The following is a 21,680-nucleotide window of genomic DNA, read 5'->3' as shown; positions in this document are numbered from 1 at the left end:
GACTTCGCCAATCCATGAAACGGCCGGCCTCGCGCACCTGATGCGCAGGGCTGGCCGCTGCGCTACCTAGAACAAGGAATTCCAAATGTCTGCACTCCCGCAAAGCTGGGTCGCGTCCGCCAACACCGGCGTGACGGACTTCCCGCTGCAAAATTTGCCGTATGGCGTGTTCAGCACCGCTTCGCAACCGACGCCGCGCGTTGGCGTGGCCATCGGCGATCAGGTGCTCGATCTGGCTGCCCTCGAAGCCGCAGGGGTACTTAAGGCCGCCGATACCGCAGTCTTTGCTCAGCCCTCCCTCAACGCGTTCGTGTCGCTGGGCAGCGCCGCATGGCGTGCCACTCGCGCTCGACTGACGTCGCTGCTCGCCGCCGACGGCGACGCGGCGCTGCGCGATAACGCCACGCTGCGTGCGCAAGCGCTCGTGCCGCTTGCGGATGCCACGCTGCACTTGCCTGTGCAGGTGCCGGGCTACACCGACTTCTACTCGTCGAAAGAGCACGCGACAAATGTGGGCTCGATGTTCCGCGATCCGGCCAACGCGCTTCTGCCGAACTGGCTGGAAATCCCCATCGGCTATAACGGCCGCGCCAGCTCGGTGGTCGTGAGCGGTACGCCGATTCATCGCCCGAATGGGCAGATCAAGCTGCCTGACCAGCCGCGTCCGATTTTCGACGGCTGCCGCAAGCTCGACTTCGAACTCGAAACCGGCTTCATCGTCGGTCGCGACACGTCCCTGGGCGAATCGCTGAGCGTGGATGCCGCCGAAGCGGCCATCTTCGGGATGGTGGTGCTCAACGACTGGTCGGCGCGCGATCTGCAGCAGTGGGAATACGTGCCGCTCGGCCCGTTCAACGCGAAGACGTTCGGCACGTCCATCTCGCCGTGGGTGGTGACGATGGAAGCGCTCGAGCCGTTCCGCGTTGCCGGTCCGGCGCAAGACCCGCAACCGTTGTCGTACCTGCAACAGCAGGGCAAGCACGCCTTCAACATCGAGTTGGAAGTCCTCCTGCAAGCCGACGGCGACGCGCAGCCGACCTCCATCTGCCGCACCAATTTCCGCCACATGTACTGGAGCATGGCCCAGCAGCTTGCTCACCACACTGTCTCGGGCTGCAACGTGCGCGTTGGCGACCTGATGGGTTCGGGCACGATCAGCGGCCCGACCCCGGATTCGTTTGGCAGCCTGCTCGAACTGACGTGGAACGGCAAGAACCCGATCACGCTCTCCAGCGGCGCGAAACGCACTTTCATCGAAGACGGCGACACCGTCGTGATGGCGGGCTGGTGTCAGGGTGACGGCTACCGTGTCGGCTTTGGCCAAGTCTCGGGCAAGATCCTGCCTGCGAAGGCGCAATAAGCCCTGTCTGTGCCGTGCCCAGGGGGACCCCGGGCACGCCGACTCAAGCACGCACAACGCGTCGTGCCGGCTGACCGGCCGGCGCGTTTGTCATTTGCGGGTCCGCTGATACCTCCTGCCTGCCAGGGTCTGCTGGCCATGCCGGTGACAAGCGCTGCCACCAGGGATCGATGCGGCTGACGATTAGGCTCGCGGTAACACGGCAGCGTGTTGGCGTGTAGGCGAGTTCGTTGCCGACCCGGCGCAACAGGGGCGGATCGCCCAGGCGGGCGCGACGCGGCACGCGCAGCGAGCGCCGCGCGGGTGCCGGGGTGGAATGGGTGGGTGTGACGTGTGGCATTTGATATGTCCCGGAATCTCGTGAATACGGGAGATATTTAGCCATGCGGCGGCGGGGAGCGACAGGTGAAGCTGTCTGAAAAATGTGACCGGTTTGCGTGACAGGTCGATGTCGCACGCCGCGGCGATCAGGTGCGTTTGTCGCCAGGCGTTGCCGGCGCCTTCGCCGGGGCATCGACTGGCGATGTCGCCTCCGACGCGGGCGACGTCGCCGGGGGCGAACCGCTCGGTGCCATCGGCGGACGGTTCAGTCCTTCGTTGATCCAGGCTGTCAGCAACGTATAGGTCACCGCAAGAATCACAGGGCCGACGAACAGGCCGACGATGCCGAACGTGAGCATTCCGCCGAGCACACCCGCGAGAATCAATGTCATCGGCAGATCTGCGCCGCGACGGATGAGCATCGGACGCATCACGTTATCCAGCATCCCGATGAATACCGAGAGCACCAGCAGCAGCGTGGCGAGTGTCGGGCTGTCCTGCCAATAAAGCCATGCAACGCTCGAGAGCAGCACGGGGAACGGACCGATTTGTGCAATACACAGCACCAGCATCAGGGCCGTCAGGAAGCCCGATAGCGGCACACCCGTCAGCCAGAGTCCCAGGCCACCGAGCAGCGACTGCGTCACTGCCGTGACCACGATCCCGAGCGCCACCGCACGAATCGACATGCCCGCGAGCCGTACCGACTCTTCGCCGCGATCGCCGCCGAGACGTCTTGCGATGCGAATCAGCGCTCGCGCCGCGCGCTCGCCTTGCATGAAGAGAATGCCGGAGATGATCAGCGTGAGTCCGAGGTGAACCACGAGCAGACCGACTGAGCCCAGCTTCGAGAACCCCCAGGAAGCGGCCTTGACGGCATAGGGCTGAATCCTGGCGACGAGACCGCCGGGACCGGCAGCCGCGAGTGCCTGCCACTCGTCGCTGGCGCGCTGACCGATCATCGGAATGCGGGTGAGCCAGTCGGGCGGCATCGGAAGGCTGCGTTGTCCGAAGGAATGCACTTTGTCGCTAATGTCGGACGCATGTCCGATCAGCGTGCCGATCGCGGCAGACAACGGTGCGACAACGATCACCAGCATGCCGACGATCATGACCGTGGTGGCAAGCCATCGTTTGCCCCACAAACGCCGTTGCAGGCCGATAAGCAGCGGCCAGGTGGAAGCGACGATCGTCACCGCCCAGATGAATGCCGGCAGAAAGGGGAGCAGCACCCATAGCGTACCGATCATCAGCGCACTGAGAACGAGGATGATCAGCAGGTTACGGGCAAGTTCGCTCGGGGTCGTGGAAAGCATGGGCGCTCCGGCAGGGGGACAGGCACGTGTCAACACGCGTGCGGCTGCACATATCGCACACGGTGTGTGCGTGGGAAACACGATGCCATGCCGAGCCGGACACGGCAAGTGCGCCGAGCCGGAACTTTACAGCGGTGTCGAATGCTGAACGTCGTCGTCCGCGTCGGCGCGGGGGCTACGCCACCAGGGGAGGTCCCTGGGGTGGCACAGTGCACTTGGCACCGTCGCGGTGCCATGCCGCCGGGCGCTGGCCGGTCGAGGCCCCGGTTGCGGCGGATCGTCGTGCCTGAGACTGGAGGCCACCGGTGCCGAGACGTCCGGCGTTTGCGGTTCAGGAAAGGTGAATGACGTACCTATCGGCGTGTTGTTGTTCACCTCGCGGGTGCCCGTGCTGTTCGGGCTGTCGAGTTGCATCGGGGACGAACTTCCCGACGACACGCCCGAGTCGGCAACCGTGACGACTGTGCTCGTACTGATCTTCGCTTGTGGCGAGCGCCGTTCGTGCGCAGTGCGAATGTCTTCGCGTTGTGCGGCGGTGTGGCTTATCGAGAATATGAGGCCGAGAACGCCGTACAGGATGTCAAGTACCGCGAAGACATGCGCTTCGTCGGCCGCACTCGGGGCGTGCGGGGTGGCAGACGGCAGCGTCACGTTGCGAGCATACGGCTCATCGTCCAAGCGCGTGTCGTCGGCGGCACCGTGGGCGTGCGCCGCGTAATCGCCCATCCACGCGAGATAGTAGAACGTTATCGTGAGGGCAAACCAGACGAGCCTGGGCGGGGTGGAGCGGAGCATGGCGGAGACATCGCGGAAGAATGCGCCGGCGCATGCCTGCCGATCTGCCGGAGCGCGAGATCCGCAAGGGCGCGTCGGACGCGGTGAAGTCTTATGTCGAAGCCCAGGGCGGGCGCTTTCCGACAGAAGTTGGCAGCGCAGTGGCTGACGTGGCGCGGCGTGGCAGTACGCCGTTGGTGGTCGCCCATAAGCCCGGCGCGCACGGCAGCGTGGGAGGAGAGCCCGCAAGTGTGCTCGGCGTCATCGAGCTGAAAGATATCGTCAAGGGGGGCATCAAAGAGCGCTTTTCGGAACTGCGAAAGATGGGAATACGCACGGTCATGATTACTGGCGATAACCGTCTCACAGCGGCGACCATCGCAGCGGAGGCCGGCGTGGACGACTTTCTTGCCGAAGCGACGCCGGAAGCCAAGCTAACGATGATCAGGAAGCATCAGGCGTCCGGGCTACTGGTTGCGATGACTGGGGACGGCACCAACGATGCGCCGGCGCTCGCACAGGCCGACGTTGCCGTGGCCATGAACTCCGGCACCCAGGCGGCAAAAGAGGCCGGCAACATGGTCGATCTCGACTCGAATCCGACGAAGCTCATCGAGATCGTCGAAATCGGCAAGCAGATGCTGATGACGCGAGGCTCGCTCACCACGTTTTCCATCGCGAACGATGTCGCCAAGTACTTTGCGATCATTCCGGCGGCGTTTGCCACGACGTACCCGCAGTTGCGCGTGCTCGACGTGATGCATCTCACGTCGCCATCGTCGGCCATCCTGTCGGCGGTGATCTTCAATGCGCTGATCATCGTTGCGCTGATTCCGCTCGCCCTCAAAGGCGTTCGCTATCGGGCGCTGGGTGCTGCGGCCTTACTGCGCCGCAATCTGCTGATCTACGGACTTGGAGGGATATTGCTGCCATTTCCGTTCATCAAGTTGATCGACATGGTCATCACTGCTTTTGGATGGGCCTGAACCATGAAGCACTCAATGCGTCCCGCGCTGGTCTTGTTGGTCCTGCTGACGCTCATCACCGGTGGTCTTTATCCACTCGCGGTGACTGTGGTCTCTCAGGTGGCGTTCCCGTATCAGGCCAACGGCAGTCTTATCGTGAACGGCGACAAGCCGGTCGGATCCGAACGGATCGGGCAGCAGTTCGATGCGCCGTTCTATTTCTGGGGCCGTCTGTCGGCAACGACACCGAATCCTTATAACGCGCAGAACTCCGGCGGATCGAATCTGGGGCCGACGAATCCCGCGCTTGCCGATGAGGTGAAAGGGCGCATCGCGGCACTTCGGGAGGCTGATCCGTCCAACACCTCGCCGATACCCGTCGATCTCGTTACCTCGTCAGGCAGCGGACTGGACCCGGACATCAGCCCGGCCGCCGCCGCGTATCAGGCGGCGCGCGTGGCAAAGGCTCGGGGACTACCGCTTGAGCAGGTTGAGGGACTTATCGCAAGCAACACGTCCGGGCGGCAACTTGGCCTGTTCGGCGAGCCTCGTGTCAACGTGCTGAGGCTCAATCTGGCGTTGGACCAGGTCAAGCCCGTTCGCTGAGAAAGACGGCTCGGGCGGATATGGGCGTGAGCGACAAGGCAACGAGATGATTCAGCCGGGATTTACCTGATGTCATGAATGCGCCAACCATCACCGTAGTCCTGATCGAAGATGACAGGCAGATTCGCCGATACGTTCGCGTGTCGCTGGAAGGTGAGGCGATGCGAGTCCTCGAGGCGGAAAACGGTGAGAAAGGGCTTGCGGTCGCGGCAAGCGCAGTACCCGATGTTGTCATTGTCGATCTGGGCTTGCCGGATATTGACGGCCTGGAAGTGATCCATCAATTGCGCCACTGGTCGTCTGTGCCCATCATCGTGCTGACAGCGCGCGCGGGCGAAGAAGACAAGGTGAGGGCGCTCGACGCTGGTGCGGATGACTATCTGACCAAGCCGTTCGGCATCAACGAACTGCTGGCAAGGATCCGGGCTCAATTGCGCAGGCAAGACCGATCCTTGACACTGAATACCGCCCAGGTTTCCTTCGGCGCCGTGACCGTTGATTTGGCGGCGAGATCGGTATGGCGAGACGACAAGCCGATTCACCTGACCGCGATCGAGTACCGTTTGCTCGCGGCGCTATTGCGTCATGCGGGCCGCTTGAGGACACACCGTCAGCTCTTGCAGGAAGTCTGGGGGCCCGAGCACATCGAGAACTCGAACTATCTTCGGATCTACATAGGCACGTTGAGACACAAGCTCGAGGTTGATCCGGCGCAACCCGAGCACCTCCTGACGGAAGCTGGCGTGGGGTACCGTCTGACCGGTGTCAAATGAGCGAAAAGCACGATAGGCGGGGCGTTTGATGCGCGTTTTCAGAGGAATTGACGTCATGGCAAATCCCTGCCGCCGCAAATTTTGACGCGTTTTATACGCGGCGCTCCCGTGCATTTACATCATCCTTGCAATGTCCGTGCTTGAATGAAACCAATAAAGGAAGCGGCGTGCACCCGGAGGCCCACTATGCTGAAACTGCTCATTCCTGTACTTGGTGCCCAGGGCGCAGCCCAAGCGGCACGTCACGGCGCATTCATGTTTGCCGAACGATGCGTCTCCGAAGTCGAGATTGTCGAAGTGCTTGACGATGCGGCTGCAAGTCGCGCCGTTGCCTTCCACTCATTGAGTGCGTTGCGTAGACGGGAAAAGCAGGCGGCACGCGATGCGCTCGCGCAGACACGAGCGGTTCTTGAAGATGCCGGAGTTCCATACACGTGGAAGCGCGTGTACGGGCCAGCCGAACGAACCATCGCGCAATGCGCTGCACAAAGCCACGCGGACATCGTGATCCTTGACGCAAGCCACCTCGGCTTCTTTCACCGATGGGCCGTCCTCGCCCGGCTATGGCACTTCAGTTCCACGCCGGTGACGATGCTCCACTGAACAAGCGTTGGAAACTCGCTCAAATCGGCCGCCAGATCAGCGCCACCGGTGCCGCTTTACGGCCAGACGAGCAACTTTATGCCAAAGGCGTTGGCAGAACATTGTTCTTTTTTCACCGGCAGTCCAGCGAAAATGGTAGCGTCAACCGATATCACGCGACTCATGAATACCCCGACGAATCCATGGTCATGGCAGTCCTGTCGGGAGGTTTCTCGCGCCGAAGTCGTCGTATCAACGCTCATGCAGCGCGTTGTCTTCATTTGCTTCCGGAAAATTTGAGAAGTACACAGACAATGCGCGGGAAACTCCGCATGGCGGTCTATCAGGGAAATATGCTCGACTAACATCAGCATGGCTCGTGCCGCCCGGAAGACCCCATCATGGATCGGCGTCTGACTCAAGTACCGCTTCGCGTTCCTGCCACTACATCTTCTGTGCGGTGGATCAAGTGGCTGCTGCTCGCCGGTTTTTTGATCGTGCTTGCGATCGCGGCGCAACTGCTTCGGGTCGAAATCGAAACCTCGCGGCTGCAGGCACGCTACCTGTCCGAACTGGGGCGTGACATCCACTTCGCCCTTGCCGACGGCCCAAGCGACACCACCCGATTCCCGGTGGCCGGCGGCCCGTACGACGTGCGTCTCGGCTACGCGTCGTTACCCACCTTCGAGCGACGCCTGGCCGACCGCGGTTTCTCCATCACAGCGCAGGCGCGCGAATCACCCGTAATGACGTCAGTGGCAGACCATGGGCTGTTTCTGCCTTACGAGGAAAAGGATCAGGCTGGACTGCAACTGTTCGATTCAACGGGAATACCTCTCTATACCGCACGCTACCCAGCGCGGATCTACAGCCGCTTCGAGGCGATCCCGCCACTGATCGTCAACGCGTTGTTATTCATCGAGGATCGTAGTTTGCTTGATGCCGATCAGCCGAGCCGCAACCCGGCAATCGACTGGGGCCGTTTCAGTCGTGCGTTGTACGACCAGGGCGTGCGCATTTTCATCAAGAGCCAGCCAAGCCCGGGCGGTAGCACTCTCGCTACCCAGATCGAAAAATTCCGTCATTCGCCCGGAGGCCGCACCGCGACGCCGCCCGAAAAATTGCGGCAAATCGCGTCTGCGTCCGTGCGCGCCTATCTCGGCGGCCCGATGACGCTACCGGCGCGCAGGCAGATCGTCGTCAGCTACCTGAACACTGTGCCGCTTGCGGCGCAGCCCGGCATTGGCGAAATCTCGGGCCTCGGCGACGGCCTCGCGATCTGGTATGGACGCGACTTCGACGACGTGAACCGCCTGCTGTCGGCACCTCCGAGCGCCGAAACACTCGATGCGCAGGCGGTCGCGTTCAAACAGGCGCTGTCGCTGATCATTGCGCAGCGCGCGCCGTCATATTTCCTGCGCCGCAACGACGCCGCGCTCGAACAACTGACGAACAGCTATGTGCGGTTACTGGCGACCAACGGGATCATCTCGGCGCCACTGCGCGATGCCGCACTCATGGTCCATCTCGAGCTGAAGCACGCGAGCCCGATTCGCCCGGAGGCATCGTTTGTCACGCGCAAGGCAGTGACTGCACTGCGCGCGGATTTGCTCAATACGCTCGGCGTGGCGAGCTTCTACGATCTTGACCGCCTCGACCTGTCCGTACACGCGACACTTGACGACCCGGTGCAGCGGGCGGTTAGCGAAAGGCTCGCGCTTGCCACCACCCCCGAAGGCGCGAAGGCGGCAGGCCTATACGGCTTCGAGATGCTGCGCCCGCAGGACGATCCGTCGCGAATCGCCTTCAGCTTCACGCTGTTCGAGCGGAGCGACGGCGCGAACCTCGTGCGCGTGCAGACCGACAGCGTGAACCAGCCGTTCGACGTGAACCAGGGCGCACGCCTGAATCTCGGTTCGACGGCCAAGCTACGCACGCTGATCACGTATCTGCAAATCGTTTCGGAACTGCACGCGCGCTACGCGCCGATGAGTATGGATGATCTGCGCCACGTCAGACCCGACAGGCAGGATGTGCTGACACGCTGGGCGCTCGATTATCTGTTGCGCACACCGGATCGTTCGCTGCGCGCAATGCTCAATGCCGCCGTTGAACGCAAGTATTCCGCAAGCACGGGCGAGACATTCTATACGGGCGGCGGTGCGCAGACGTTCACCAATTTCGAAGCGACGGACAACGGCAGCATTCTCACCGTGCATCGAGCGTTCCAGCATTCGGTGAATCTGGTGTTTGTGCGCCTGATGCGCGATATCGTGCGCTACGAGATGATCCAGACGGCGGGGCCGTCGTCGCATTGGCTCGATGACCCGGTCGTGCGCGAGAAGTATCTTATGCGGTTTGCCGATCAGGAAAGCCGCGTCTACGAACATCGCTTCTATGCGAAATACCACGGCCTGACGCCCGACGAGGCACTGGCCACGCTGCTGCACGACGTGCGCAAGTCGCCGCCGAAGATTGCGACGGTCTTGCGCAGCGTCGCGCCCGACGCACCCGAGACATGGTTCGACGCGCAGATGCGTGCCACGCTGAAAGGCACGCCAACGGCGTTGCTGACAACCGAGGCCCTCGCGAAGCTCTACGCGAAGTACGGTATCGACAGATTCAACCTGAACGATCGAGGTTATATCGCAAGCGTGCATCCGCTCGAACTGTGGACGGTCAACTACTTGCGCGATCATCCGGATGCGACGGAAGCTGACGTGCAAACCGCCAGCCGCGAAGCACGCGTCGCTGCGTATTCGTGGCTCTTCAAAACGCGCTATCACGCGACGCAGGATCGCCGTATCAGGCACATGGTGGAGTTGCGGGCGTATGAGGAAATCGGCACATCGTGGCGCGCGCTCGGTTATCCGTTTGCGGCCATCACGCCGTCGTATGCCGCAGCGATTGGCGCGTCGGGTGACCGGCCCGCCGCACTCGCACAACTGATCGGGGTCGTCGCGAGCGACGGCATGGCGGTACCAGCCCGGAACCTCACCGCGCTCGACTTCGCCCAGAACACGCCCTACGAGACGCATTTCGCGCCCGCGCCCAGTGGCGGGCAGACGGCACTGTTGCCCGAGATCGTCGAGGTGGTGCACGGATTGTTGCGCGACGTCGTCCTTGGCGGCACGGCGAAGCGGTTGGCGGACGGCATGCCGGTCTCGAACGGACGCGTGCTGGATGTCTACGGAAAGACAGGGACTGGCGATCAGCGCTTCAACGTATTCTCGCGGGGGCGTCGACTCATCGAATCGCGTAAGGTTAATCGGACGGCAACCTTCGTCTTCGCGATCGGCAATCGGTTTTTCGGCGCACTCACCGCTTATGTGCACGAGCCGTATGCGGCACGCTACGACTTTACGAGTGCGATGGCGGTGCAGTTGTTGAAGTCGCTGGCGCCGGTGCTTCAGCCATTGCTTGACGCGGATGCGGCTCAGGTTTCGAACCGATCTCTCGATAGGTCCACGGGGGAGGGGGCCGCGGTAGTGGCGGGCACGAGGTCAGCGCGGCAGTAGCGGTATGCAATCGCAGCAATGCGGCCGCGATGTCCATGGCCGGAGTCAGCGTCGTCACGGTGTTGATGCGTGTCGTGGTCGATCCTGCCTTGCCTGGATGAGTCAGTACATTGCTATATTGCCGGGGCCTTAGGCGCCGCCCCCTCCGCGGCAGCCACGCGGCGCTTGACCGCGATGAAGCTATCGGGACTCACCGAAATGGAATCGATGCCGCATCCCACAAGGAAGTCGGCAAACTCAGGGTGGTCGCTCGGCGCCTGTCCGCACAAACCGACGCCAGCGCCGGCGTTGTGCGCCTGCGTGATGACGCTCTGGATCATCCATTTGACGGCGTCGTCCTGCTCATCGAACAGTTCCGCCAGGTCCGCCGAGTCGCGATCAACGCCCAGCGTCAGTTGCGTGAGGTCGTTACTGCCAATCGAGAAGCCGTCAAAGCGTTGCGCGAAGGCCTTCGCCAGAATCACGTTCGACGGAATCTCGCACATCACGTAGATCTCAAGTCCGGCTTCGCCGCGCCGGATGCCGTTTTCGGCCATGACCTCGAGCACGCGGTCCGCCTCCTTTGTTGAACGGCAGAATGGGATCATGACGATGACATTCCTGAAGCCCATCTCATTGCGCAGGCGGCAAATGGCCCGGCATTCGAGCGCGAAACCCTCACGGTAGCGGGGAGAGTAGTACCGTGAAGCCCCCCGGAATCCGAGCATGGGATTCTCCTCCTTCGGCTCGAATTCCGCCCCGCCGATCAGGTGCGCGTACTCGTTGGTCTTGAAGTCGCTCATGCGAACGACAACGGGATGGGGGTACTGCACCGCAGCAATCCGTCCCAATCCACGTGCGAGACGATCGACGAAGTACGCCGTCGGGTCTTCGTATCCCGCCGTCAACGCGGCGATGGTCTGCTTTGCCGCTTCGTCCTTGAGCGTGTCGTAGCGCACAAGCGCCATCGGATGGATCTTTATCGCGTTGCTCACTACAAATTCCATTCGTGCGAGCCCGACGCCATCTGCAGGAATCCGCCACCAGCGAAACGCTGCCGCCGGATTGGCGAGGTTTAGCATGACCTTGGTGCGTGTCGACGGAATACTGCCAAAATCGATGTCCTCCACCTCAAAGTCGGCGGTACCCTCGTAGACGAATCCTTCGCGGCCTTCCGCGCAAGACACCGTCACTATCTGCTCGTCGTGCAGCAGATGGGTCGCATTGCCCGCACCGACGATGGCCGGAAGCCCCAGTTCGCGACTGACAATCGCGGCGTGTGATGTGCGGCCGCCCTGGTCGGTAATGATGGCCGCAGCACGCCGCATCACAGGCACCCAGTCTGGGTCCGTGGTCCGGGTAACGAGGATGGCGCCGTCGACGAAGCGTCCCATGTCGCGAGGGCTTTCGATGACGCAGACTTTGCCGGCCGCAATGGCTTCGCCGATGCTGATACCGGTGATAAGCCTGCGACCTGCTTCCTTGATGCGCCAGGTTTTCACTGCGCTGGCTTCGCGACGTGACTCGACCGTCTCCGGCCGGGCCTGCACGATGAACAGCTCCTTGGTATGGCCGTCTTTTGCCCATTCGATATCCATCGGCTGGCCGTAGTGCTGCTCGATCACACAGGCCCATCGCGACAAGGCCAGGATCTCCTGATCACTCAAAACGAAGGCCGCGCGCTCGGCTTTCGACGTCGGGACGTTCTTTGTCGGGCGTTCACTCTCGCTCGTGTAGATCATCTTGAGAACTTTGTCGCCCGGCTTCTTCCCGACGATAGGCGCCAATGATGGCTCTGACAGAAGCGGTTTGAAGACTTCATACTCGTCGGGATCGACCGCCCCCTGAACCACGTTCTCGCCGAGCCCCCAGGCCGCATTGATCAGGACGAACTTGTCAAATCCAGTCTCCGTGTCGATGGAGAACATGACACCGGCGCCACCCAGATCGGATCGCACCATACGTTGCACACCAACCGACAGCGCGACCTTCATATGATCGAAGCCCTTCGCCTGACGGTAGCTGATCGCCCGGTCTGTGAAAAGCGACGCGTAGCAACGCCGGCAGGCATCGAGCAACGCACGCTCGCCGCGGATGTTGAGATAGGTTTCCTGCTGCCCGGCAAAGCTCGCATCCGGCAGATCCTCGGCGGTCGCGCTCGATCGCACGGCGACGTCCATGTTGGCCTGTCCCGTGCGGTGGTTCAACTCGTCGTAAGCGAGCCGGATAGCCTCGGCGGTCTCCTTTGGCCATTCGCCCCGAAGCATGGCCCGGCGGATGGTTTGTCCTGCCTCGGCCAGGGAAAGCTTGCCGTCACCCAATTCGCCGAGCACCGAGGCGATTATCTGTTGCAGGCCATTCGCGTCGATGAAGCGCCAGTAAGCATCGGCTGTGAGTGCAAAGCCCGGTGGGACATTAACGCCACGGCTCGTGAGGTTTGCGATCATCTCGCCGAGCGACGCGTTCTTGCCGCCGACGCGCGGAACGTCGGTTCGTCGCAGTGCCTCGAACCAGACCACCTGTGATTTGTCATCGGCCATGTACTGCTCCTTCGCGGCGGGGATAGTGACATTTCCCCAGAGTCGTCATTTCGGCTCAAACATGTGACGCCACCATGGGGACGGCGAAACGTCGCCATTCCGGCGCTGTGCTTGCAGGACTGGAAACGAGTCAAGAGGGAATTGAACAGATCGGCCGTCGGACGGGTACAAAAAGTACCTGCTGTCGAAATGCACGTTATCCGCTGCGACGTGCATGAATATCCCGTGCACGCTGACGAGTCTTCAGAGTAGGTGATGGCGCAGACGCTTTCAAGCAGAGAGGCCCCGGCGCTGCGTGGTTATGGTGACGGGCTGTGCCGCGAGGCAGATACCAAGAATATCCACGCCCGCTGAATCGTGGGCAATGCGAAGATGGCGGGTGAATCTCGATGTGCGAATGCGTATGCGGTGCTATCGGAGGCTGAGAATTCCGCGTGGTTGTACGAGGCTCGCACGTATCGGAACTACGCGCACCGATCATACGTAGAGGCCCAGCAGATTGTCGTTCAACGGGATAGCAGCGCATTCACTCAATTGTTGCCATCGAGAAAAGGGCAGAACGAGAACGGAATGACGTTGATCGAACCGCAGCTCAGAGAATACCTTTCCGCGATGGACCAGGTAGGCAAGAAACTTGGCGCAATTAAGGTGGCGCTAACCCAGGCTCCGCTTTAAGTCTCGTTCGTGGTGCCCGCATAGGAAAAATATGCCTGTTGGAATCCAAATCGATGGGATCTCATTTAGCGAACTTGCATTGGTCGATCGTCCCGAACGTGATTTAACATAATGTACATTATGCGAATCACGGGTGTAGCGGCTAAGTTGTAATGTCCGGTTCTAACCAAGTTCAAATGTCCGAGTTCGAGCAGCTCGTATGGTATTCAGATGCCCCGATCATGAATGCGAGGCAACGAATTGATGGCGCGATATATCGGCAGCACGAGCCGGCGGACCTGGTTTCCCGTCGATACGGTTGCCCGAGCAACAATCCCTCGCCAAAGAGACCGCACGCAAGCTGATGATCGTTGCCGTCAACGGTTGCCGAGCCCTTCGCAAACGCGTCCGTCCGTCTGGCAAAAAGTCACAGCGATCGCTTGGGCAAGACGACATACTAGAGGCTTTGTAGCGGTGCCACTTGACGGAACGTGTCAAATATCCTTTCCGCGTTTGCTAGCGCTAAGCCGCCCCCCTCCACTGGAGTATCCGGGGAAGAACCAATGCTGCGAGGTGTCGTGTGTCGTCTGCTGCACCGGAGTAATCGAACGACAGAGAGACCGTTACGAGTGCAGCGCGCTCGATTAGTGTTCGCATTTCGGTCAACCAACCCTCAACTTTGGCGTCGGGCCAGAGATCGCCTTCGCCAAATAGCGTCGTTTCTTCGTCGTTGAACAGGTCGAGGCACAAATCAAAGATAACTGGCTTGGGGAGATCGGCACTCAGGAGAGATTCGGTTGTTTCGTGAATGCATTGGCGTACGTTGGCGGACGCCAACAACTCATCGTCAAGCCCACGATCCGAGTCGTTCTGCTTGCAGAAGAAATGCACATCGTTGATGAACCCACGGATCAAGGCCGGGGCAATGAACGAGTCGTAGGCAATCCCTTCCCTCTTGAGCACCATTTCGTAGAGCTGTGGCAGGTCGGCATTCTCCAATCGTCGCCGTGCTTGTTCATCTTCAAAAAAATCGTTCGTGGCGTCCCAGTGGTAGTCGGCATGCACGAGAGAGAAAGCTCTGATCTGCTCCTCAATGGAAAACCGCTGCCACACGTAAAACGCCCACCGATGGTCATCCATCAGCCAAATATCGGCCCCCAACGGCTCGAGCATCTGGTCATCGGCTTGCAAACGGTCAATCTCGGCGCTATTCATAGGCAGATATCCGGAAAGGCTTTCCACTGAATCGACTCTACCAGAACGGACATTTCAACATAGCCGGGAAGCGGACATCTGAACATAGCCTTGACAATAGGTACCAATTTGAAGGGTAGCATTCGCGCTGGTTTCTACCAGGAGCAACGCTCCTACCCCCGAATGCAGTGCCGCGCACACTTGCCACGTGTCGAATAACCATTGAGGGTGCCTGACAAAACACGATTGAAACACTGCTTTATTGCAAATGCGTCGCATTTGCAATAAAGTGCGAGGCAACACAAGTTGTAGCGGCGGGATTGCCTCCTATTTCAGCGGTGCCGTCCATCCAGGCCCCGCACGTCCCGCTCTCGATTGGTCCCTACTCAAGTCCTTGCGTCGCAGGTCGAGCCATCGCTTGTCTGCACGCTTATGTCCTCGTAGGAGCCATCGTGCAACATCAAGCTGCTTCCACCACCCCGGCAACGCCGGTTGCCACAACCGACACGCTGTTCCACAAGACCATCCCCGAGCTTGCTCAGGCCGGCGTTCGTGCCGCGCACTGGCGTGACGCTCAGCAAATGGCGCGCCAGCGTGTATTGTCGCGCCTGCTACAAGCCTTGTTTCGAGAAGCGCTGCTTTGCCCCGACCAGTTGATCGCCGATACCGGTGCCGACGTTACCCTCTTGCCAATCCAGCAGCGGCGCGTACAGCTGTGTTTCACCGGCCCTCGCTCAGGGGCGCTTGGGAGTTGGGCCTTGGCCGGTGACATATTCGCCCTCACACATAATGAACCGCCCCAGCCTGTCGAGCGGGCTTCCGTTTTACTTCACTACCTCGGACCGTTGTTAGACACGCAGAATGCCGGAGCGGAGCGATTAGCCGCCATCACCCGGCTCTCGGTCGAGCTCGACAACAGCCAAGACAACGACACGCTGTGCCAGGCCTACCGGCTGGCTTGGGGCGCTCGCCTTGCGGCCGAACGCGTGGCCGCCGGGGCGCGAGACGCCATCGACCTGCTCACGGCTAACGGCAGCCCGCGAGCCCTTGCGCGTACAGAGCAATGGGGCACCGGTGGCCACCCTTGGCACCCGGCGTACAAGACCCGACTGGGGCTCACGCCCAGGCAGGTGATCGCGCTGTCTCCTGAGTTCGAAGCGCAGGTGCGGGTTGGCCTGGCCGCAGTGGCGGCGCATCGCGTGAGTGTGACGACAATGGACGGTACCCAGCCGTACGTCACATGGTTCGCCGCCACCTTTCCCGACGCAATGGCCGAATTTCGGCGCGCGTTGGTACTACGCCACCTTGTCCCCGAGGCGTGGCTGCCGTTGCCCGTGCATCCATGGCAGCGCGATGCAACGCTACGGGAGACTTTTGCCCGAGAACTGGCCGCCGGCGAATTGATATTCCTGCCTGAGATAGCCATCGCGACACATCCCACTATGTCGTTTCGCACCGTGGCGGCTGTCAATGCGCCGGGAAGCCCAATGCTCAAGCTGCCCATCAGCATGCGACTGACCAGTGTGGAACGCACAGTGTCTCCCAAGTCGGCCGTGATGGGGCCGCGTGTCAGCGCACTGCTTGAGCGCATTCTGGCCACCGATGCGGCGTTGGCCCGCGTGCTGTCGATCGTTCCCGAACGCCATGGCTTGCATCTGATCGACGCCGACGACAACCGCGCACGCCACTTGTCAATGATCGTACGTGACAATCCGACAACGCGCATTGCCGTCAACGAGCGTCTGCTACCAGTCGGGGCGTTGTTCACGCCGGACTTCACAGCTGACATGACAGGCGTCGCGGCCCCTCTGCTGCTCGACACAGTGCTCGCACGCCAGGCGGATGGCCACCGTGCCGAACGAGCCGCACGTTTCTTCGACGCCTATTTGCGCGTGGCGATGCCAGCCGTCGTCGGGCTCTATCTGCGCTACGGCATCGCGCTCGAAGCACACCAGCAAAACACCTTCGTCGTGATAGATGCGGCAGGCATGCCGCAACGATTGGTTGTGCGCGACTTCGGCGATATCAAGATTGCCCTGCCCGCGCTGCAGGCGCAGGGCTTTTCCATCTCGCCATTCCGGGACGGCCATACCACCTACCCTGACCGCACCATCCCGCGCAAGAAGTTGATTCACGCTTTCCTGTTGTGCCACGTGGGCGAACTCGCGCTTGCTTTGTTCCCTGAGGATGGCAGCGCACAAGGCATGCGCCAGTGGTACGACGCTATGCATGAAGTGTTCGCACAGCACAGGGCCACCGTGGATACCAATACCTGGGCACAAGAGTATCGTGCGCTGCTGCAAGCGCCATGGACCTTCAAGACCTTTGTTCGCATGCGCTTGCGTGACCAGTCGGACGACATGCACGCCACACTGCCCAATCCGCTGGCCGCCTTCGCTGCGCCAATGCCGGCATGAGTCCGTCAACGCATGTCGGCACCCTCCGGTGGCTGCTGATCATCCAGATGCTGTCGATGGGCGCGATGGAGATGACGGGCCCGTTCTGGCCACTGTTCCTGCGAGAACTCACCCCTGTGCCGCACGTACCGTTCGCGTGGGTCGCCAGCGCAGTGTACTTCGCCCCGATGGCCGCCACGCTCGTGACCGCGCCATGGTGGGGACGCCTGGCCGACCGGGTCGGCCCCAAGCCGATGATTCTGCGAGCGCTGATCGCGCTGGGCGCGTCGCAACTGTGGTCGGTGTATGCCGATTCCGCAGCCACCGTGCTGCTGGCGCGTACGCTTCAGGGCGCGTTGGCCGGCTTTCTGGCAGCCGCGCAAGTCTACGCGTTACGCGTGGCACCACCCGAAGTGCACCGCCGTGTCTTTGCTGACCTTCAGACCGTCACCGCCTGTGCCAGCTTCATGGCGCCGCCGGTCGGTGCATGGATGGTAGCCTGGGTCGGCTTCCGGCAAGCCAACATGACGGGGGCCATCATCATTCTGGCTTGCATTCCGTTAGCGATGCTGTGCCTGCCTTCGGTCAATCCCAGACCCTGCCATCACGTGGCTAACATTGCCGCCGCAACGCCCTCCTCGGCATCCACACGGTTGGGCGCTCTGGCGATCGGCCTGCTGCTGGGCACCGTGGCCGTGCAGGCCGCACGCATCATGCCGCAGAGTTTTCTCGTGCCGTACATCACTGAGACGCTGCACGGGTCTGTGATGCTAGCCGGCATTGCCTACAGCGCCACGGCGGCTACGCTTGCACTATCGGCTCGCTGGTGGGCAAAGCGCTTTGTTCACCTGCCGATTCACCTCACACTAAGCCGCGTCTGCGCGCTGACCGCAGTCTGTGCGGCAACGGCGCTATGGCAGGGCCATACACAGAGTGAGGCTGGTTTCATCGCGGCACGCCTGGCTTGGGGGCTATGCCTTGGCGGCCTGTTGCCAGTACTTAACAGCTTGGTAGCCGAAGCCAGCCCGGCAAACCGCCAGGGCCTTGCGTTGGGGCTGTGCAGCAGCGCGGCCAAGGCCGGCGCACTGATCGGCCTTGGTGTGGCGGCCGCCGCGACGGGGCTGTTCGGCTGGCAAGCGGGCTTTGTCGCCATGGCGGGCGTGTACGGCGTGGCGCTGATAGCGCTGCTGGTCGTGCGGTGGGTGGCGGTTCGGGCAGTCACGGGGCAGGTGCGCCTGACGACGCCAAGCACTTGAGCGTCGCAATCGCCCCCGATGGGTTGCCAATCCGTGTCAAGTCTGCCTGATGGCGATCATTCATGACGCTCACGACGACGCTTTGCTTGTGGTATGTGGCATAGCGGATGCGCACGCACCCCCCTCTTGCCCGCGTCATCGAACAAGTCATTTTTTCTCTTTCGAGTACCGTCATGTCGCCGAACCGGCTAGCATCGATGATGTGTTTCGCACGAAGGCCATTTCCGGCGCAACATTTCGCGTGTTTTTGGGTGCCCGACAGGAATGACACGAAAAAATAAGCAATATGCGCGCTCGGCCGAATACACGTTCCGGACCGAACCGAATGCCCCCACCTAATGAACTGCGTCCAGAGTATGCCTGGCCGGCGCGTTCAGACGAGTTGCTGCGCGCTGCCGGGTATGACCCGGACGCCATTCGGCGACGTAACGAGGCCGGCACCCCGTGGAAAATGCGCCCGAGGCATATGCTTGCAGTACTCATTGCATCGGCCTTAGTCCCTGCGCTTTCCTTGATCACACTGGCCATGATCACCCGGATTGCGGCCGCACTGCTCTAGCGAAATCGTCAGACAGCGCGTTGTTGGCGAAATGCGCTTCTCGCCAAGGGTTTGCGGCTTCAGTCACGTGGCGGACGTGTTCATCGGTTATCTCAGCAGCTTCGACTGGACTGCGGCGAAAGCATGATGCAATTCGCCATACGCGGCTTTCTCCGAGTCCCGATGGCTGCCTCAGCGCATTCTATTTAGCACGCCTGAGCGGAAGCATCCGTTCCATCACGCCGTCTTTAAGAATCCAATGGTGATACAAGGCCGCGAGCACATGGAGTCCGACAACGCCAATCAGGACGTACGACGCATAAACGTGAATATCCCCCATCGAGTGACCGAGTGCCGAACCCGTCGCTGACAGCGGAGGTAGCGTAGCGGCGCCGAACAGGTGGACCTCGTAACCGCGAGATGAAGCGTTGATCCACCCCATGACGGGAACGGCTAACAGCAAGATATAGATCGCGGCATGCCCGGCTCCCGCCAAGGCGTTCAGGAGCCGCGAGCCTTCGGGCGGCTGGACCGGATGGGTTACGCGCCACAACAGCCGCGCCAGCACCAGCGCCAACAGCGCTGTGCCGATTGACAGATGCCACCCGACCAAGCCGACCGGAAGTGTGCCCCGCCCAATATGCGGCATCGTCCACGCTACCGTGTATTGCACGACGAGCAGCAAGGCCATGCCCCAGTGAAATGCCTGGGCAATAACACCGAATGAAGTTCGTTGGTTCACTAATGCACCTGAGAATTTACTTGATGGCGAATTGTGCGCCCATTCGCATTAGGAGAGAATTAGCCTCTTAAAAAAATTCAGGTGATGAGATTAGTTATTGAAACGATTCTCAATAATAAAATTTCCGCAACATCAAACACTTGCAAAAACACAGTCTTTAAAATATTGTTCGCCTCGCCGGGAGCACAGCCACCTGTTCAGCCAACCCCGCGCGAAGGATAATCATGGATCGTCATACCGCAGCAAAACACAGCACGCTGATCAGTGTTTGGGTGAATTTATTCCTGTCCATTGCTCAAGTGGCAATCGGACTGCTCGCCAGATCGCAGGCATTGGTGGCTGACGGCATCCATTCACTTTCCGACCTCGTATCGGACTTCGTTGTGATTGCCGCAAACCGTCAGAGCCGCCTCGCCCCTGACGCTAATCACCCCTACGGTCACTATCGATTTGAAACGGCAGCATCGCTGCTGCTCGGCCTGCTCATGCTCGGCGTTGCCGCCGGGATCGGGTGGACCGCAGTGACTCGCCTGCTCGATCCGGTGTCGATTCCGGTGGTTCATGCGTCGGCCATGTGGGCAGCGGCACTCGCACTGCTCGCGAAGGAGTTGCTGTTCCGCTACATGCTCCGCGTCGGTAAGCGAGTCGATTCCAAAATGCTGATTGCGAATGCGTGGCACGCGAGATCGGACGCCGCTTCATCACTCGTGGTTTTAGTCGGCATTGTTGCGAATCTCCTTGGCTTTCCCATGGGAGATCCGATCGCTTCGCTGATTGTCGCGGCAATGGTCGCGCGAATGGGCGGACAGATCGGTTGGTCCGCCATGAGCGATCTGATGGATCATGCGGCGGCCGACGAGGAAATTTCAGCCATAGAACATGCTGTGGCCAGCGTCAGCGGTGTGCGCGGATTCCACGATCTCCGCACACGTACCGTCGGCGACTTCGTCCTCGTCGACGTGCATATCGAAGTGGATGAGTCCCTGACGGTCAGGGACGGGCATCAGATTGCAGAGTCTGTGCAACGTCGAATCAAAACGATCCCCAAGGTCCTCGATGTCATGACGCACGTGGACCCGGTGTCAGTCGGAAGGCATTGAACCGCCCATGACGCGTTGAGCGACATGTTCGGTGCCTATCTGCAATTGCTCGATACGAAGTAAGTGAGACGCCAATGCGCGGTGCCGTTCGCCTGATGAACGCCGAAGATAACGGTGCTGCCGGTGAGTTTCGGGCCAGGTCCGGCCCTTTTCGGTAAACTGCCGGTATTCCGGGACACATCACCTCCCGCCGCTTACTTAGCCTCACATGTCGAATACCCACGAAATCCGCCCTGGCCAGTCCGTCGAGCTGCTCAAGGAGCTGCATATCCTGACGCGCGACGCAAAGATGAACCAGGACAGTCGCCGCAAGCTCAAGCAGGTCTATCACCTGTTCCAGTTCATCGAGCCCCTGCTGCAGGAAGTCAAAACCGAAAGCGGCCGCGTCACGCTGGCTGACCACGGTGCAGGAAAGTCGTACCTTGGCTTCATCCTCTACGATCTGTTCTTCAAGGCGCTGGAGGACGACTCGCATATCTTCGGCATCGAAACCCGCGAGGAACTGGTCAAGTCCTCTCAAGCGCTGGCCGCGCGGCTGGGCTTCCCCGGCATGTCGTTCCTGAACCTGTCCGTGGCAGACTCGATCACGTCGCCAGCCCTTCCCGCCACGATCGACGTCGTTACCGCGTTGCACGCCTGCAACACGGCCACCGATGACGCCATCCGCTTCGCACTGGCCAAGCAGGCCCGTCATATCGTGCTCGTGCCTTGCTGCCAGGCCGAAGTGGCCGGCGTCCTGCGCAAGCACAAAGGCAAACTGCTGGCGGGTAACCCGCTCACGGAAATCTGGCGCCATCCGCTGCACACCCGCGAGTTCGGCAGCCAGGTCACCAACGTGCTGCGCTGCTTGCAGTTGGAAGCCCACGGTTACCATGTCACCGTCACCGAACTGGTGGGCTGGGAACACTCGATGAAAAACGAGCTGATCATCGCGCAGTACAAGAACCTGCCTCGCCGCCGCCCCGCCGAACGGCTCGAAACTGTGCTGGAATCACTCGGACTGGAAGAGCTGCGCGAGCGCTTTTCCACCGCGCTCGTGCCCCAGGCATAAGGCCGCGCGATCTCC

15 protein-coding genes and 1 pseudogene are annotated in these 21,680 nt (G+C 61.1%); 11 read left to right on the top strand and 5 right to left on the bottom strand.

What is annotated here, in order from left to right; all coding sequences use genetic code 11:
- Positions 1–85: 85 nt before the first annotated feature.
- Positions 86–1,360 (top strand): fumarylacetoacetase, encoded by a 1,275-nt coding sequence (fahA, locus tag PBR20603_RS05105; RefSeq protein WP_150558476.1) that lies wholly within the window; start codon positions 86–88, stop codon positions 1,358–1,360.
- Between the two features lie 467 nt (positions 1,361–1,827).
- Here the strand turns inward: fahA and ydiK are convergent, their stop codons facing one another.
- Together ydiK and PBR20603_RS05095 are read right to left on the bottom strand one after the other, a co-directional pair.
- Positions 1,828–2,997 (bottom strand): AI-2E family transporter YdiK, encoded by a 1,170-nt coding sequence (ydiK, locus tag PBR20603_RS05100; RefSeq protein WP_150558475.1) that lies wholly within the window; start codon positions 2,995–2,997, stop codon positions 1,828–1,830.
- Positions 2,998–3,123: 126 nt separating this feature from the next.
- Positions 3,124–3,792: a RodZ family helix-turn-helix domain-containing protein gene (locus PBR20603_RS05095; RefSeq protein WP_150558474.1), complete on the bottom strand. Its 669-nt coding sequence runs from the start codon at positions 3,790–3,792 to the stop codon at positions 3,124–3,126.
- A gap of 26 nt (positions 3,793–3,818) precedes the next feature.
- On the opposite strand from PBR20603_RS05095, the pseudogene PBR20603_RS05090 reads away from it, so the two are divergent.
- From PBR20603_RS05090 to PBR20603_RS05065, 6 genes and pseudogenes are all read left to right on the top strand, one after another.
- Positions 3,819–4,757, top strand: a pseudogene (locus tag PBR20603_RS05090) (HAD-IC family P-type ATPase); the annotation flags it as partial.
- A 3-nt stretch (positions 4,758–4,760) separates the two neighbouring features.
- Positions 4,761–5,342 carry a potassium-transporting ATPase subunit KdpC gene (gene kdpC, locus PBR20603_RS05085; protein WP_150558473.1) on the top strand — a complete coding sequence of 194 codons (582 nt, stop codon included), beginning with the start codon at positions 4,761–4,763 and terminating at the stop codon, positions 5,340–5,342.
- Positions 5,343–5,416: 74 nt separating this feature from the next.
- Positions 5,417–6,115, top strand: coding sequence for a response regulator (locus tag PBR20603_RS05080; RefSeq protein ID WP_150558472.1), 699 nt, complete (start codon positions 5,417–5,419; stop codon positions 6,113–6,115).
- 186 nt (positions 6,116–6,301) lie between these two features.
- Positions 6,302–6,718, top strand: coding sequence for a universal stress protein (locus PBR20603_RS05075; protein ID WP_150558471.1), 417 nt, complete (start codon positions 6,302–6,304; stop codon positions 6,716–6,718).
- Positions 6,679–7,062, top strand: coding sequence for a hypothetical protein (locus tag PBR20603_RS05070; RefSeq protein ID WP_150558470.1), 384 nt, complete (start codon positions 6,679–6,681; stop codon positions 7,060–7,062). The genes PBR20603_RS05075 and PBR20603_RS05070 overlap by 40 nt, the downstream gene beginning before the upstream one ends.
- A 36-nt stretch (positions 7,063–7,098) precedes the next feature.
- Positions 7,099–10,215 (top strand): transglycosylase domain-containing protein, encoded by a 3,117-nt coding sequence (locus PBR20603_RS05065; protein WP_150558469.1) that lies wholly within the window; start codon positions 7,099–7,101, stop codon positions 10,213–10,215.
- A 113-nt stretch (positions 10,216–10,328) separates the two neighbouring features.
- On the opposite strand, the gene ppsA is transcribed toward PBR20603_RS05065, so the two are convergent.
- The gene (gene ppsA, locus PBR20603_RS05060; protein ID WP_150558468.1) at positions 10,329–12,734 is read right to left on the bottom strand and encodes a phosphoenolpyruvate synthase; all 2,406 of its coding nucleotides are present in this window, start codon (positions 12,732–12,734) and stop codon (positions 10,329–10,331) included.
- A gap of 1,176 nt (positions 12,735–13,910) precedes the next feature.
- Positions 13,911–14,603: a peptide arginase family protein gene (locus tag PBR20603_RS05055; RefSeq protein WP_150558467.1), complete on the bottom strand. Its 693-nt coding sequence runs from the start codon at positions 14,601–14,603 to the stop codon at positions 13,911–13,913.
- A 431-nt stretch (positions 14,604–15,034) separates the two neighbouring features.
- Between PBR20603_RS05055 and PBR20603_RS05050 the strand changes: the two genes are divergently transcribed.
- Both PBR20603_RS05050 and PBR20603_RS05045 read left to right on the top strand, forming a co-directional pair.
- Positions 15,035–16,999 (top strand): IucA/IucC family protein, encoded by a 1,965-nt coding sequence (locus PBR20603_RS05050; protein WP_246174406.1) that lies wholly within the window; start codon positions 15,035–15,037, stop codon positions 16,997–16,999.
- Complete coding sequence (locus PBR20603_RS05045; protein WP_150558466.1) at positions 16,996–18,234, top strand: MFS transporter; 1,239 nt, start codon at positions 16,996–16,998, stop codon at positions 18,232–18,234. Before PBR20603_RS05050 ends, PBR20603_RS05045 begins: the two co-directional genes overlap by 4 nt.
- Before the next feature lie 740 nt (positions 18,235–18,974).
- Here PBR20603_RS05045 and PBR20603_RS05040 read toward each other — a convergent pair.
- Positions 18,975–19,514, bottom strand: coding sequence for a cytochrome b (locus PBR20603_RS05040; RefSeq protein ID WP_246174405.1), 540 nt, complete (start codon positions 19,512–19,514; stop codon positions 18,975–18,977).
- A gap of 224 nt (positions 19,515–19,738) precedes the next feature.
- Between PBR20603_RS05040 and PBR20603_RS05035 the strand changes: the two genes are divergently transcribed.
- Entirely contained in the window at positions 19,739–20,614 is an 876-nt protein-coding gene (locus PBR20603_RS05035) for a cation diffusion facilitator family transporter (RefSeq protein WP_150558465.1), read from the top strand.
- Positions 20,615–20,822: 208 nt separating this feature from the next.
- Positions 20,823–21,665 carry a class I SAM-dependent methyltransferase gene (locus PBR20603_RS05030; RefSeq protein ID WP_150558464.1) on the top strand — a complete coding sequence of 281 codons (843 nt, stop codon included), beginning with the start codon at positions 20,823–20,825 and terminating at the stop codon, positions 21,663–21,665.
- Positions 21,666–21,680: the final 15 nt, after the last annotated feature.

Source organism: Pandoraea bronchicola (assembly GCF_902459805.1).
In the GTDB taxonomy this organism is placed as follows: domain Bacteria; phylum Pseudomonadota; class Gammaproteobacteria; order Burkholderiales; family Burkholderiaceae; genus Pandoraea; species Pandoraea bronchicola.
The sequence above is the reverse complement of the archived record's forward strand: the minus strand, read 5'-3'. Positions and strand labels throughout refer to the sequence as shown.